General features: G+C 67.2%; 15 protein-coding genes. 9 read left to right on the plus strand and 6 right to left on the minus strand.

Translation table 11 applies throughout. From position 1 onward, the window contains the following. Positions 1–58: 58 nt before the first annotated feature. A complete protein-coding gene (locus tag ACTIF2_RS09210) occupies positions 59–1,432 on the minus strand; it encodes an MBOAT family O-acyltransferase (RefSeq protein WP_439496756.1) in 1,374 nt (457 codons plus the stop codon). 155 nt (positions 1,433–1,587) lie between these two features. On the opposite strand from ACTIF2_RS09210, the gene ACTIF2_RS09215 reads away from it, so the two are divergent. Together ACTIF2_RS09215 and fabF are read left to right on the plus strand one after the other, a co-directional pair. Then, positions 1,588–2,106 (plus strand): winged helix-turn-helix transcriptional regulator, encoded by a 519-nt coding sequence (locus tag ACTIF2_RS09215; protein ID WP_439496757.1) that lies wholly within the window; start codon positions 1,588–1,590, stop codon positions 2,104–2,106. Positions 2,107–2,115: 9 nt separating this feature from the next. Beyond that, the gene (gene fabF, locus ACTIF2_RS09220; RefSeq protein ID WP_439496758.1) at positions 2,116–3,381 is read left to right on the plus strand and encodes a beta-ketoacyl-ACP synthase II; all 1,266 of its coding nucleotides are present in this window, start codon (positions 2,116–2,118) and stop codon (positions 3,379–3,381) included. A gap of 61 nt (positions 3,382–3,442) precedes the next feature. Here fabF and ACTIF2_RS09225 read toward each other — a convergent pair whose 3' ends face one another. Further along, positions 3,443–4,972, minus strand: coding sequence for an acyl-CoA carboxylase subunit beta (locus ACTIF2_RS09225; protein WP_439496759.1), 1,530 nt, complete (start codon positions 4,970–4,972; stop codon positions 3,443–3,445). 167 nt (positions 4,973–5,139) lie between these two features. On the opposite strand from ACTIF2_RS09225, the gene ACTIF2_RS09230 reads away from it, so the two are divergent. The 3 genes from ACTIF2_RS09230 to ACTIF2_RS09240 are packed head-to-tail and all read left to right on the plus strand — an operon-like array spanning position 5,140 to position 6,457. After that, complete coding sequence (locus ACTIF2_RS09230) at positions 5,140–5,454, plus strand: ArsR/SmtB family transcription factor (protein ID WP_439496760.1); 315 nt, start codon at positions 5,140–5,142, stop codon at positions 5,452–5,454. Then, positions 5,451–5,801, plus strand: a complete 351-nt coding sequence (locus ACTIF2_RS09235) for an SRPBCC family protein (protein ID WP_439496761.1) — start codon at positions 5,451–5,453, stop codon at positions 5,799–5,801. The genes ACTIF2_RS09230 and ACTIF2_RS09235 overlap by 4 nt, the downstream gene beginning before the upstream one ends. A gap of 44 nt (positions 5,802–5,845) precedes the next feature. Further along, positions 5,846–6,457 carry an ATP-dependent Clp protease proteolytic subunit gene (locus tag ACTIF2_RS09240; protein ID WP_439496762.1) on the plus strand — a complete coding sequence of 204 codons (612 nt, stop codon included), beginning with the start codon at positions 5,846–5,848 and terminating at the stop codon, positions 6,455–6,457. Positions 6,458–6,497: 40 nt separating this feature from the next. On the opposite strand, the gene ACTIF2_RS09245 is transcribed toward ACTIF2_RS09240, so the two are convergent. Continuing rightward, complete coding sequence (locus ACTIF2_RS09245; RefSeq protein ID WP_439496763.1) at positions 6,498–7,286, minus strand: ATP12 family chaperone protein; 789 nt, start codon at positions 7,284–7,286, stop codon at positions 6,498–6,500. Between the two features lie 312 nt (positions 7,287–7,598). Between ACTIF2_RS09245 and ACTIF2_RS09250 the strand changes: the two genes are divergently transcribed. Together ACTIF2_RS09250 and ACTIF2_RS09255 are read left to right on the plus strand one after the other, a co-directional pair. Beyond that, a complete protein-coding gene (locus ACTIF2_RS09250; protein ID WP_439496764.1) occupies positions 7,599–7,856 on the plus strand; it encodes a YjhX family toxin in 258 nt (85 codons plus the stop codon). A 91-nt stretch (positions 7,857–7,947) separates the two neighbouring features. Continuing rightward, the gene (locus ACTIF2_RS09255) at positions 7,948–8,451 is read left to right on the plus strand and encodes a GNAT family N-acetyltransferase (RefSeq protein WP_439496765.1); all 504 of its coding nucleotides are present in this window, start codon (positions 7,948–7,950) and stop codon (positions 8,449–8,451) included. Between the two features lie 48 nt (positions 8,452–8,499). Here ACTIF2_RS09255 and ACTIF2_RS09260 read toward each other — a convergent pair whose 3' ends face one another. The 3 genes from ACTIF2_RS09260 to ACTIF2_RS09270 all read right to left on the minus strand — a co-directional run bounded on the left by ACTIF2_RS09260 (position 8,500) and on the right by ACTIF2_RS09270 (position 11,432). Continuing rightward, entirely contained in the window at positions 8,500–9,960 is a 1,461-nt protein-coding gene (locus tag ACTIF2_RS09260; RefSeq protein WP_439496766.1) for a methyl-accepting chemotaxis protein, read from the minus strand. Continuing rightward, a complete protein-coding gene (locus ACTIF2_RS09265; protein ID WP_439496767.1) occupies positions 9,957–10,268 on the minus strand; it encodes a hypothetical protein in 312 nt (103 codons plus the stop codon). Before ACTIF2_RS09265 ends, ACTIF2_RS09260 begins: the two co-directional genes overlap by 4 nt. A 165-nt stretch (positions 10,269–10,433) precedes the next feature. After that, positions 10,434–11,432, minus strand: coding sequence for a P1 family peptidase (locus tag ACTIF2_RS09270; protein WP_439496925.1), 999 nt, complete (start codon positions 11,430–11,432; stop codon positions 10,434–10,436). A gap of 192 nt (positions 11,433–11,624) precedes the next feature. Here ACTIF2_RS09270 and ACTIF2_RS09275 point away from each other — a divergent pair, with 192 nt between their 5' ends. Together ACTIF2_RS09275 and ACTIF2_RS09280 are read left to right on the plus strand one after the other, a co-directional pair. Continuing rightward, positions 11,625–12,296 (plus strand): Spy/CpxP family protein refolding chaperone, encoded by a 672-nt coding sequence (locus ACTIF2_RS09275; RefSeq protein WP_439496768.1) that lies wholly within the window; start codon positions 11,625–11,627, stop codon positions 12,294–12,296. Between the two features lie 250 nt (positions 12,297–12,546). Next, entirely contained in the window at positions 12,547–12,699 is a 153-nt protein-coding gene (locus ACTIF2_RS09280) for a hypothetical protein (RefSeq protein ID WP_439496769.1), read from the plus strand. Positions 12,700–12,802 lie beyond the last annotated feature (103 nt).

Genomic DNA, 12,802 nt, shown 5'->3' on the forward strand with positions numbered 1-12,802 from the left:
GGGATCAGGGCCCGAGTCGCGTCACCGCTCACGGGAATGTGCTGCCTGCCTCGCCAGCTCAGAACTGGAAATAGATGAACTCGTAGTTGGCGTCGTCGCCGATCTTGAACAGGACCAGCACGAAGAGCACCGCCGCCAGCACCGCGAGCCAGCGTGCCGGTGGCAAGCGGTGGACCAGCGCCCAGGCGGTCGGGCCGATGATCGCGAAAGCGGCGGCGGGCAGCAAGGCGCGCCATTTGAAACCGTTTCCCAGGGGCGCGAAGCCGAAGAGGCTCTTGTAGATCGTCAGCGCGGCCTCGAAGGAGGTGGCGCGGAACAGGACCCAGCACAGCATCACGAAGACGAAGGTCAGGAGCCAGCCGAGCAAGGGCGGCATCGGCAGTCCGGCGCGCCGCCAGAACAGCGCGAGGATCAGCGCCAGTCCATGAGCGACGCCCCAGGCGACGAAGGTCAGGCCAGCGCCATGCCAGAGCCCGCCCAGCGCCATGGTGGCGAACAGCGCCCAGACCTGGGTCGGCAGGCCGTGCCGAGAGCCGCCGAGCCCGATATAGAGATAGTCGCGCAGGAAGCGGGACAGCGTCATGTGCCAGCGCCGCCAGAAATCCTGGATGCTCGCGCTGCGATAGGGCGCATCGAAGTTCTGCGGCAGGACGATGCCGAAGAGCAGGGCCAGCCCCAGCGCCATGTCGGTATAGCCGGAGAAGTCGAAATAGATCTGGAAGGTGAAGGCGAGGGTGCCTTGCCAGGCCTCGGCTACCGACACGGCCTGCCCCGCCGCAGCCGCGGCGAAGACCGGATTGGCATATTCCGCCAGCGGGTCGCCGAGCAGGACCTTCTTGGCGAGGCCGACCGTCAGCAGCATCAGCCCGCGCGCGATGCGCTCGGCCGCGTCGGAGCGCAGATACGGGCGCTCGTCGAACTGGTGCATGATCTCGCGCCAGCGCACCAGCGGCCCGGCCAGGACCTGCGGGAAGAAGGCGATATAGAGCGCATAGCGGACGAGATCGTAGCGCGGCGCCTCGCCTCGCCGCAGATCGGTCAGGTACATCACATGGTGGAAGGTGAAGAAGGAGATGCCGAGCGGCAGCGCCAGGTCGAGCCTCGGCGCCGGCAAACCGGGAATCATGCCAGCGAGATCGGCGAAAAAGTTGAAGTATTTGAACAGCGCCAGCACGGCGAGGTTGAGGACGATCGCCAGCGTGATCAGGGCGCCGCGCTTGGTCTTCACAAAGGCCTCGGCGATCCACCAGTTGAGCAGGATCGAGAAGGCGAGCAGCGGGATGAAGCGCCAGTCCCAATAGCCGTAGAAGGCGAAGGACAGGGCCGCGAGCACGGGCAGCCGCCAGCCCGGCCGGAAGCGCTCGGCCAGCCAGTGCAGGGCGAACGCAAAGGGCAGGAAGCCGAGCAGGAAGACGAAGGAGTTGAACAGCATCGACGACGGCGGTTTCTCTGGGTCGAGGCCGCCTTAGACGATCGTGGCGCGGGAGTCATGTCGCTCGCGCCGCGGCGCCATGGCCGAGCGCCGGGGGAAGCCGCGATCGGATATAGCTTGCAAAATAATAGTGACTGCACTAGCTCCCGCTCGTCATGCAGCCCAAGCTCCTTCCACTGGCCGAATGCCCCTGCGCCCGCGCGGTCGAGACCGTCGGCGAGTGGTGGAGCATCCTGATCCTGCGCGACGCGCTGCTGCAGGGCCTCACCCGCTTCGACGAATTCGAGCGTTGTCTCGGCATCGCCCCGAACATGCTGGCCCGGCGGCTGAAGCACCTGACCGAGAGCGGGCTGTTCGAGCGGCGGCTCTATAGCGAGAAGCCGAAGCGTTACGAATACGTGCTGACGGAGAAGGGCAGGGACTTCTTCCCGGTCATCGCCGCGCTAGTGGCCTATGCAAACCGGCATCTCGCGCCTGAGGGCGCCTCGCTGCTGCTGGCAGATCGCGAAACCGGGACGCCGGTCGTACCGGTCGTGGTCGATGCCGCGAGCTTGCAGCCGGTGACCTCGGAGAGCGCCATCGTCGTCGCCGGGCCGCGCGCGAGCGCCGGCATGCGGCAGCGCCTTGCCAAGGCCGCGGCGCGCAATGTCGCCGCAGCAGTCAACCCGCAATAGGAGCACGCCATGCCTCGCATCGTCGTCACCGGAATGGGCGTGGTCTCGCCGCTCGGGTGTGGAGCGGAGCTCGCCTGGCAGCGGCTGCTGGCCGGCCGCTCCGGGCTGCGGCGCTTGCCCGAGGCCATCGTCGGGACCTTGCCGGCCAAGGTCGCGGGTGTCGTGCCGACCAAGGCGGAGGACGGCGAGGGCGGCTTCGATCCGGATGCGGCGATCGCGCCCAAGGATCAACGCAAGATGGACCGCTTCATCCAGTTCGCGCTGGTCGCGGCGAAGGAGGCGTTGGAACAGGCAGGTTGGGCGCCGGCAAGCGAGGCCCAGCGCGAGCGCACCGCGACGGTGGTCGCCTCCGGCATCGGCGGCTTCCCAGCGATTGCCGAGGCAGTGCGGACGACCGATACGCGCGGCGTGCGCCGGCTCTCGCCCTTCACCATCCCCTCCTTTCTGGTCAATCTCGCAGCAGGTCATGTCTCGATCGATCACGGCTTCAAGGGGCCGATCGGCGCGCCGGTGACGGCCTGCGCCGCTGGCGTGCAGGCGATCGGCGACGCGGCGCGGCTGATCCGCGCCGGTGAGGCCGATATCGCGCTCTGCGGCGGCACCGAGGCCTGCATCGATCTCGTTGCGCTCGGCGGCTTCGCTGCGGCGCGGGCACTCTCGACCGGTTTCAACGACGAGCCCGAAAAGGCCTCACGCCCGTTCGATCGCGATCGCGACGGATTTGTCATGGGCGAGGGCGCCGGCATGCTGGTGGTCGAAGCGCTGGAGCATGCCAAGGCACGCGGCGCCACGATCCTGGCCGAGATCACCGGCTATGGCACGAGCGCCGACGCCTATCACATCACTTCGGGGCCGGAAGACGGATCCGGCGCACGGCGGGCGATGGAGACCGCGCTGAAGCAGGCTGGCCTCGAGCCCGGCGATATCCGCCATCTCAATGCGCATTCGACTTCGACGCCGGTCGGCGACCGCGGCGAGTTGGCGGCGATCAAGGCGGTTTTCGGCACGGAGAAGAGCATCGCGATCAGCGCGACGAAATCGGCGACCGGCCACCTGCTTGGCGCCGCCGGTGGGCTGGAGGCGATCTTCACGATCCTGGCCTTGCGCGACCAGATCGCGCCGCCGACGCTGAATCTCGAGACCCCGGACGAGGACGCGGCCGGGCTCGACCTCGTGGCCAAGCAGGCAAGGCCGCTCGCGATGGAGCACGCGATTTCGAACGGGTTTGGGTTCGGTGGGGTGAATGCGAGTGTGGTGTTCCGGCGCTGGTCGTAGAGTCTGAAGGGCAGGCCCTCATCTGAAACGCGTCAGCGCGGGGAAGCCTTCTTAAGCTCCGTTAAAGCGGAATATTGTCGTGCTTCCGCCACGGCCGCTCGACGGATTTCGTCCGCAGCATGGCCAGCGCCCTTGCGATCCGGCGCCTGGTCGAGTGGGGCATGATCACCTCGTCGACATAGCCGCGCTCGGCCGCGACGAAGGGGGACATGAAGCGGTCCTCGTATTCCTTGGTCTGGCGCGCGATGGTCTCGGCGTCGCCGCCGCGAAAAATGATCTCGACCGCGCCCTTGGCGCCCATCACCGCGATCTGCGCCGTCGGCCAGGCATAGTTGACGTCGGCGCCGATATGCTTGGACGCCATCACGTCATAGGCGCCGCCAAAAGCCTTTCGGGTGATCACGGTGACCAGCGGCACGGTGCATTCGCTATAGGCGAAAAGCAGCTTGGCGCCGTGCTTGATCAACCCGCCATATTCCTGCGCCGTGCCCGGCAGGAAGCCCGGCACGTCGACGACGGTGACGATCGGGATCTCGAAGGCGTCGCAATAGCGCACGAAGCGGGCCGCCTTGCGCGAGGCGTCCGAGTCGAGCACGCCGGCCAGCACCATCGGCTGGTTGGCTACCACCCCGACGGTGCGGCCCTCGATGCGGCCGAAGCCGGTGACGATGTTCTTCGCGTAGGCTTCCTGGATCTCGAAGAAATCGCCCTCGTCGAGCGTCTTCAGGATCAGCTCCTTGATGTCATAGGGCTTGTTCGGATTGTCCGGCACGAGCGTGTCGAGGCTCATGTCGATCCGGTCCGGCACGTCGAAGGACGGCCATTCCGGCACGCCCGCCGTATTGTTGGCCGGCAGGAAATCGATCAGCCGGCGCACCTGCAGCAAGGCCTCGACATCGTTCTCGAAGGAGCCGTCGGCGACCGAGGATTTGGAGGTATGGACCCTGGCGCCGCCCAGCTCCTCGGAGGTCACCGTCTCATTGGTGACGGTCTTCACCACCTCGGGGCCGGTGACGAACATGTAGCTCGTGTCGCGGACCATGAAGATGAAATCGGTCATCGCCGGAGAGTAGACGTCGCCGCCGGCGCAGGGCCCCATGATCACCGAGATCTGCGGGATCACGCCCGAGGCCGCGACATTGCGCTTGAAGACCTCGCCATAGCCGCCGAGCGCCGCGACGCCTTCCTGGATGCGGGCGCCGCCGGCGTCGAAGATGCCGACGATGGGCGCGCGCATCTTCAGCGCCATGTCCTGGATCTTGATGATCTTCTGGGCATGGGTTTCCGACAGCGAGCCGCCGAACACCGTAAAATCCTTGGAGAAGACGAAGACGGTGCGGCCATTGACCGTGCCCCAGCCGGTGACGACGCCGTCGCCGGGGATTTTTTCCGCTTTGTCCATGCCGAAATCGACGGCGCGATGCTGCACGAACATGTCGAACTCCTCGAAGGAGCCGTGGTCGAGCAGGAGCTCGACGCGCTCGCGCGCCGTCAGCTTGCCGCGCTTGTGCTGCGCCTCGACGCGCCGCTCGCCGCCGCCCTTGCGGGCGCCTTCGCGACGGTCTTCGAGCTGTTCGAGAATATCCTTCATGGAAACGCCCCGTCGCCGGCCTGAAAGCTTGATGATCCGGCTTAAGGGCGGAAGCCGTGCCTGTCCATTGGGCGCAGCTGCCGCTTTGGTGCAAGGCGGGCTGGGCCGGAGCGCCCGGTCCCGGCTGGGCGCTTGCAAGTCAGATAAGCGTATGCTTATGTATTGGCATGTTGGAGCAGGACATCTTCAAGGCCCTGGCCGATCCGACCCGCCGCGGGATCTTCGAGAAGCTGGCGGCCGGCCGCATGAATGCCAGCGCCTTGCGGATGGGCATGGAGATCAGCCAGCCGGCGATGTCTCAGCATCTCTCGGTGCTGCGCCAGGCCGGGCTGGTGCGGGAGGAGCGCGAGGGGCGCTTCGTGAACTACGAGGTCGATCCGGAGGGGCTCGCCCTGATCGCCCGATGGCTGGCGAAATATCGCGCCTATTGGCCGGCGCGTGTGGAAGCGCTCGAGGCTCTGCTGCAGGACATGGATCAATGAGCGACGTGAAAGACGCCGAACAGCGCCTGGTTCTCGATTATCGGCTGCGCGCCCCGCCCGAGAAGGTGTGGCGCGCGCTCAGCATCCCTGAATTCCGGGAAAGATGGCTGCCGGCGGAGGCGTTGGCCGGGCCGGAGCCGGTTTCCTGCGTGCCCGGACAGGAGCTGCAGTACAGAATGAGGGAGGACCAGCCGCCCTTTCTCGAAAGCACGGTGACGTTTCAGATCAGGCCAGGCGAGGGTGGCACGCAGTTGCGGATCATTCACAGGCTGGACGACGCGGCCGGGGCTGCGGTCCAGCCATCCGCGGCAAACAGCAATCGACCGGCGCTCATGCGCGCGGCCTGACGCTTCGAACCATTTCCGACAATCTGGACAGAAGGAATTTGCCGATGCGCGAAGCGATGCAGCTCGTCCCCATGGTCGTCGAACAGTCGAGCCGCGGCGAACGGTCCTTCGACATCTATTCGCGCCTGCTGCGCGAGCGGATCGTCTTCCTGAACGGTGAGGTCAACGACGCGAGCGCTGCGCTCGTCTGCGCGCAGCTGCTGTTCCTGGAGGCCGAGAACCCGAAGCGGCCGATCAATCTCTATATCAACTCGCCCGGCGGCGTGGTCACCAGCGGTCTCGCGGTCTACGACACCATGCGCTACATCAAGGCGCCGGTGCATACGCTGTGCATGGGCACGGCCCGCTCGATGGGGTCCTTCCTGCTGATGGCGGGAGAGCCGGGCCAACGCGCGGCGCTGCCGAATGCGAGCCTGCATGTCCACCAGCCGCTGGGCGGCGTCCAGGGGCAGGCTTCGGACATCCTGATCCATGCCGAGGAGATCCAGCGGACGAAGCAGCGCATGATCAGGCTCTACGCCGAGCATTGCGGACGCAGCTGTGAGGAGGTCGAGCGCGCGCTCGACCGCGATCGCTTCATGACGGCGGAGGAAGCCGTCGAATGGGGGCTGATCGACCGGATCCTGACCGGGCTGGAGAGCGCCGCGGCAGGGTAGGTTGGGTTAGATCGGAATGATGGCGGCGTCGCGCCGACCCTCAGCCCTGCATCAGCAACAGCACCGCGGCCGCGAATTCCCGCCGCCGCGTGGTGCGCCGTTCCGCGGCTTCCTCGTCCTGACCCCAGATCGCGATCTGGTAGTCCTCGTCGAGATGGGCGGCCGCCCAGGCCTGCTCCTCGTCGAGCCGGCCGTCGGCCAGTGCCAGCGTCAGGATGGCGGAGCCGGTCAAGGTCATCACGCTATGCGCGCCGGCAAGCGCCAGCGGAGCCGGAAGCTCAGCCACGCGGCGGGTGACGGCCTCCAGCACCGGCGCCGGCTGCTCGGCGAAGACGATGCCCTCCGCCAGGACGAAACGGGCGCCGAGCGCGGCTTCGGTCGCAGCGATGATCGGATCCCAGACCGCGCGCTGGCGCTCGACGAGATTGTCCGGCTCGCCGGCGCGGTAGCAGAGCGCATCGCTGCCGGCATAGCGGACGATCTCGGCGCGAACGGCGGCGGCCTGGTCCGCGACGCCATCGAGCGCGGAATTGACGAGGCGCGTCACCGGCATCGCGGCGGGGTCGATACGCTCGGCCTGCGCCTGCCATTCGGCGGCGAGCGCCTCCGCGACGGGGCGCGAGGTGACGGCAAGGGCGTTGCGCGCCGGGGTGCGCGCCGTCCTGCCGTCGAGCGCGACATGGAACAGCCCGTCCTTCTCCAGTACGGCGGCGTTTTCATAGAAGCGTTTGGGCAGGGCGTTGCGCATCGCGCCCTGTGCCGCGGCGACGGGGTCGGGCTGGCGCGCGCCGGGCGCGCCGAAGCGCTGGAGGAATGCATCGGTCGACATGCCCGCCCCATAGCGCATTTGCGGCGGGCGGGAAACGGGCGCTGCCTGCCATGATGGGCCGTGATCCGGGCCGATCGCCGACCTCAGTGCCATGAACGCGGCATTGACGCCGCAAAAGCTGTCGCTTAAACGCAGCGTCCCTCGGTGCCGATGCGCCGGGCGACCTTGTTCGGGGGTTTTATGTTGGAGATTGCAGGAACCCGCTGACGTTCCGCTGAGGCGGAACGTGGCGCGACGCTGGATCTGAAACGCCGCAATCGATGCGCGCGTTCGGGCCGGTGTCTGTCATGGTTTCATGCACAGGCTTTCAACATGAATATCTCCAGGGGCGAGCAGCGCGTGCTGCACGTGCTGGCCCAGGGCGGGCGTATCCGCCACCATCGCGGCGAAGACGGCCGCATTGTCCATATCGACTGCTTCACGCGCGAAGGTCATGTCCTGACTGATTGCACGCTGGATTTGTTCGCAAGGCTCCGACGCAAGCGGCTGATCGAGTCCCGGAATGGCGAGCCCTATCGCATCTCGCGGCAGGGCAGGTTTTCCGTGCGCGCGCAAGGCGACAACCGTTGAAGCGATTCGGCATTCGAGGAGTTCGACATGACCAACATCGAAAAATCCGCAATGCGGGCCGACCTGCCGCTCCAGCGAGAAAGGGGCGGCGATGATCATCAGGGATGAAGGCCCGCAGGATGTCTGGGTGATCCGTGAGCTCGTCGCTGCCGCCTTCAAGGATGCGCCTTACAGCAGCCAGACGGAGGCCGCCATCGTCGACAGCTTGCGCGACGCGGGTGCGCTGACACTCTCGCTCGCCGCCGTCGAGGGGGAAGTGGTGCTCGGCCATATCGCCTTCTCGCCCGTCACGATCGACGGGCGGGAGCGCGGCTGGTTCGGCCTCGGCCCTCTCGCCGTGCAGCCTGAGGCGCAAGGGCAGGGCATCGGCCAGGCGCTGGTCCGCGCCGGCCTCGCCAGGTTGCGCGCTTCGGCAGCCCAAGGCTGCGTGCTGCTCGGCGCGCCGGGCTATTATGGCCGCTTCGGCTTCGCAGCTTGCCCGCAACTCCGGCTGGCCGACGTGCCGCCGGAGTATTTCCTCGCCTTGTCCTTTGCAGGCGAGCCGCCGGCCGGCGAGGTCCGGTATCATCCTGCGTTCCTGATCAGCGGGACATAGGATGCGATCAGAGCCGGGACGCGGCCGAATGGCGCCTTCCGGACCCGCTCAGGCCGCCCGGATCCGGCCGAGGAAGCGAGCCACCTCGAGATCGAGCTGCGCCGACTGCTCGGCCAGGCGATCGGCGGATTCGGCGACATAGGCGGCTGCGTCTCCCGTCTCGGCGGCGACGCGGCTGACGATGCCGATATTCTCCGAGGCCATCACGGTCTCCTGGGCGGCGACCTCGATATTATAGGCGATGCCTGCGGTTGCGGCGTTCTGCTGCTCCATCACGGTCGCGACCGCGGCCGAGACCTCGTTGAGCGAGCCAATCGTCGCGTTCATCGCGTCGATGGCGCGGATCGCCTCTTCGCCCGAGGCGTGGATCGCCTCGATCTGAGCCTGGATATCGTCAGTCGCACGCGAGGTCTGGTTGGCCAGCGCCTTGACCTCCTGAGCGACCACCGCAAAGCCGCTGCCGGAATGGCCGAAGCGCGCCGCCTCGATGGCGGCGTTGAGGGCGAGCAGATTGGTCTGCGACGCGATCGTCGAGATCAGCCCGACGATGTTGCCGACATCGTCCGCCTTCTTCGAGAGCTCGTTGACGGTGGCGAGGACGGTGCGGGCCTTGGTCGTGGTCGACCCGACGATCCGCGCGGTCTCGCCGACCTGCTTGTCGATCTCGCCGATCGAGGCCGCGAGCTCGGTCGTCGCCTGGGTGACGGCGACGACATTGGAGGAGGTGTGCTGCGACGAGAGTGAGGCGGCGCCGGAGCGCTCCGCGACCTGCGTGGCCCCCGCCCTCATCTGCTGCGAGGCCGCACGAAGGGTATGGACCGACGAGATCACATCCCTGGCGATGCCGGCGATCTTGCTCTCGAAATCGTCCGCGACGGCGAACAGCACCGTCTGGCGCTCCGCCGCCGCCTGTTGCGTCGTGGCGGCGACTTCGTTGCGCGCCTCCTCGGCGACGAGCTTCGCGTCCGTGGCGGCGCGGCGCTCGCTTTCCGAGGCCACCAGCGCGCTCCGCAGCGAGATCACGACCCAGCCGAGCGCCACCGATTGCACCACGACGATGAGGGCATGAAGCAGCACCCGCCCGACGCTGCCGCCATTCAGGAAGACCCCCGAGGGGTAGACGATGCTCAGGATGCCGTGATGCGCGGCGATCGCGAGTGTCGCCGTGACGAAGATGCGCCAGTCGAGCCAGCCGGAGAGCACTGCCAGCATGGCGAAGAAGTACATATGGATGTCGGCCTGATAGGGGTGCTGCGCGAAGGCGTAGACCAGCAGCATCACCTGTCCCATCGTGGCGACCGAAGAGACCTGCCGGGACAGCCATTTCGTGCCGTCCGCCCACCAGGCCAGGGTCGCCAGGAGGGCGAGCGCCACGCTGGCTCCGACGAGCATTCCCGGATTGTCGACCCCGGTGATCTGGCCTGCGAGCGCCAGGAGCGCGGTATTCGCCCAGAGCACTGCGATCAGTACATAAGCGAAACGCGCCCTGAGCTTCTCGACATCGGTCATGTGCTGGCATCCCGCAGGCGGTTCATGCAAAGCCGGGCCAAGGACGCGTCGGTCACGAGCCAGGCGCCCGAGCGATACAATTTTTCCGTGTAGTCCGCGCGATCGCTGATGCTGACGACGAGCGATGGCGTGTCGCCGATCTGCAGAAGGCGGCCGCCGGCAAGGTCGATCGCTGCGACGACGTCGGCCGCCGTGGCGTTTGGAAAATAGGACATGACCGGACGACCGGGGACCGGCCAGGCAGCGGCGAGGAATGCGGCCAGCGCGACGACGAGACTGAACGCGACGCCGAAGGCGATCTCACGCATGTGCGGCAGCCCGTATCGACGAACGCGCCACTGGCGCAAAGCAGTCAATGAAAATATGGCGATGCAACCTTTGAGTGCATCAGTATATAGTTTCCAACGTTTCCAGTCTGTAAACGCAAACAGCGAATGACGGGCGGCAGATCGCGGCGTAGCGCGGCGATGCGTTCAGCGTCCGAACCGGTCTTTCCACGATGGCTGGGCCTTCGCGAAGGGCAGGGCGGTGGCAGCATGGACGCCGCGCGCGACGGCGCGCGCCAGGACGTCGGCGGCGGTCGCGCAGAGCTCGGTCAGCGCAAAAGCGTCCGAGGGCGCGCCGCTATGTCCGGTCGCGGCGGCGAAGACGATATCGCCGTCGAGCGGCGCATGGGCCGGCCTGAGCGCGCGGGCGAGCCCGTCATGGGCTGCCAGCGCCAGGCGCTTCGCCTGGGCCTTGGTCAGCATGGCGTCAGTCGCGACGAGCGCGATCGTGGTGTTCTGGCCGGCGCCGCCCTTGAAGCGCAGGCCGAGATCCTCGGGCGTGATCGCGCTCGGCCAGCCGAGCCCGCCGAACTCGCCGTCGCGCTCATAAGGCGCCGCCCAGAAATGCGGGCCGTCGCCGATCGTGGCGCTGCCCACGGCATTGACCGCGACGAGCGCGCCGACGACCTGGCCGGTCGCCGCCCGGGCGCTGGCCGAGCCGAGCCCGCCCTTGAGGGTGGCCGTGGTCGCGCCATGGCCCGCGCCGACGCTGCCGAGCTCGAAGTCCTGCCCCGCGGCCTCCGTCGCCGTCCGCGCCAGAGCGCGATAGGGCGCCTCCGCTCCGCCTTTCGCCCAGCTCTTCTCGCCGCCGTTGAGCAGGTCGAACAGGATCGCCTGCGGTACGATCGGTACACGCAATCCGTCGACGGGGAAGCCGCGGCCGCTGGCGGCAAGCGTGGCCATCACGCCGTCGGCCGCAGCCAGACCCCAGGCGGAGCCGCCCGAGAGCACGATGGCGTCGACATGCTCGACGGTCATCTCCGGCTCGAGCAGGGCGCTCTCGCGCGTGCCGGGCGCGCCGCCGAGAATGGCGAGCGAGGCGATGGTCGGCCGCTCGAACAGGGCGACGGTGACGCCGGTGGCGGCAGCGGCGTCATGGGCCTGGCCAACCAGGAGGCCACGGACATCGGTGATGAGATTGCGCATCGGGACCAGGAACAGACGGAAGCTGACGATGGAACTTCGCGCTGGCTGGCGCGTCATCGCCACATTACGATCTTTTCATGCTTGCGCCATCGCCGGGACACGGCCGTGAGGCCACCTTTGCCAGCATCGCGAACCGGCTTCGAGACCCGCTCAGCGACCCGACCTTGTCGATAAGACAGATGGAGACCGAAGATGAAACGCATTGCCCTCATCGCAGCGTCGTCGGCCGCAGCGCTAGCCGCGACGCTGGCAATCGCTCAGCCCCAGCCGGTCCCGCAGGCCGGTGGCTCCGATCGCGACAACACCCGCCAGGAGCGGACCGAACAGCGCGAGCAGCGCCGCAGCGAATGGCGTGAGCGTCGCGCCGAGCAGATGCAGGCCCGCCTGAACGAACGCCTCGCCAAGCTGCGCACCGACATGAATCTCAAGCCCGAGCAGGTGCCGCTGTTCGAGGCGGTCGAGAATGCGGTCAAGAAGAATGCCGAGCAGCGCCGCGAGCGCTGGACCGCAATGCGCGAGCAGCGCGAGACCTATCGCCATGCCGACATCATGGAAAAGCTCGATATGACGGCCAACCGTCAGTCCGAGCGCGCCGCCCGCAGCAAGGAACTTGCCGACACGGTGCGCCCGCTCTGGGCGACGCTCAGCGACGAGCAGAAGACGGTGGCGCGCCGCGCCGTGCGCGAGGCCATCGCCGATGGGCGTGGCCGGATGGAGCGGATGCGCGAGCGCTGGAGCGAACGCCGTGGTGGTCGTGACGGCGACGATCATGGCCCGCGCCGCTGGCGTGACCGTTCGGACAACGGCGATCGCGGCTGGGGAGATCGCAGCTGGGGAGACCGTGGCTGGGGCGACCGCAACTGAGCACGGCATTCTGCCGGGGAAGACAAGGGCGGCCGCGGGGCCGCCCTTTTTTTGTCGGCGTGCGTCAGATGCTTCCGGCATCTTGCTGCGCCGGCGATTCAAGCGCCGTTCGCGGAACCGTGCATGGGGTCAGTCGCGAGCAAAGCCGCGCCGCAGCTATGGATAATGCCAGTTTACCATAAACATTCAAATTGAGTTCACTTTTAACCGCCTAGGGTTCGGCAGTAACTCTCGCGAGAGGGAGAATGCCGTGAAGACTTCATGGTTAACATGGCTGATGAGAACCTTCATCGCCTTCGTATTCGTGCTGTGCCTGTTCGGCCCCTATGGCCTCTCGATCCTGATCGGCTGCATCGGGCTCGGCTGTTATTTCTTCCGCCACGAGGCCGGCTCGCATCTGTGACCAGGCAGGGCCCGTCCAGGCAACGGAAAACGAAAAGGGCGGCTCCTGCGAGCCGCCCTTTCTGATTCCGGCCAGAGGCTTGCGGCCGCCGGCTATGAGATTG

The sequence above is a fragment of the Allobosea sp. genome (assembly GCF_051860145.1).
Lineage (GTDB): Bacteria > Pseudomonadota > Alphaproteobacteria > Rhizobiales > Beijerinckiaceae > Allobosea.

Excerpts from the sequence above, each read along its gene's own strand:
- ACTIF2_RS09210 (WP_439496756.1), bottom strand. The coding sequence starts at position 1,432 with ATGCTGTTCAACTCCTTCGTCTTCCTGCTCGGCTTCCTGCCCTTTGCG.
- ACTIF2_RS09215 (WP_439496757.1), top strand. The coding sequence starts at position 1,588 with ATGCAGCCCAAGCTCCTTCCACTGGCCGAATGCCCCTGCGCCCGCGCG.
- fabF (WP_439496758.1), top strand. The coding sequence starts at position 2,116 with ATGCCTCGCATCGTCGTCACCGGAATGGGCGTGGTCTCGCCGCTCGGG.
- ACTIF2_RS09225 (WP_439496759.1), bottom strand. The coding sequence starts at position 4,972 with ATGAAGGATATTCTCGAACAGCTCGAAGACCGTCGCGAAGGCGCCCGC.
- ACTIF2_RS09230 (WP_439496760.1), top strand. The coding sequence starts at position 5,140 with ATGTTGGAGCAGGACATCTTCAAGGCCCTGGCCGATCCGACCCGCCGC.
- ACTIF2_RS09235 (WP_439496761.1), top strand. The coding sequence starts at position 5,451 with ATGAGCGACGTGAAAGACGCCGAACAGCGCCTGGTTCTCGATTATCGG.
- ACTIF2_RS09240 (WP_439496762.1), top strand. The coding sequence starts at position 5,846 with ATGCGCGAAGCGATGCAGCTCGTCCCCATGGTCGTCGAACAGTCGAGC.
- ACTIF2_RS09245 (WP_439496763.1), bottom strand. The coding sequence starts at position 7,286 with ATGTCGACCGATGCATTCCTCCAGCGCTTCGGCGCGCCCGGCGCGCGC.
- ACTIF2_RS09250 (WP_439496764.1), top strand. The coding sequence starts at position 7,599 with ATGAATATCTCCAGGGGCGAGCAGCGCGTGCTGCACGTGCTGGCCCAG.
- ACTIF2_RS09255 (WP_439496765.1), top strand. The coding sequence starts at position 7,948 with ATGATCATCAGGGATGAAGGCCCGCAGGATGTCTGGGTGATCCGTGAG.
- ACTIF2_RS09260 (WP_439496766.1), bottom strand. The coding sequence starts at position 9,960 with ATGACCGATGTCGAGAAGCTCAGGGCGCGTTTCGCTTATGTACTGATC.
- ACTIF2_RS09265 (WP_439496767.1), bottom strand. The coding sequence starts at position 10,268 with ATGCGTGAGATCGCCTTCGGCGTCGCGTTCAGTCTCGTCGTCGCGCTG.
- ACTIF2_RS09270 (WP_439496925.1), bottom strand. The coding sequence starts at position 11,432 with ATGCGCAATCTCATCACCGATGTCCGTGGCCTCCTGGTTGGCCAGGCC.
- ACTIF2_RS09275 (WP_439496768.1), top strand. The coding sequence starts at position 11,625 with ATGAAACGCATTGCCCTCATCGCAGCGTCGTCGGCCGCAGCGCTAGCC.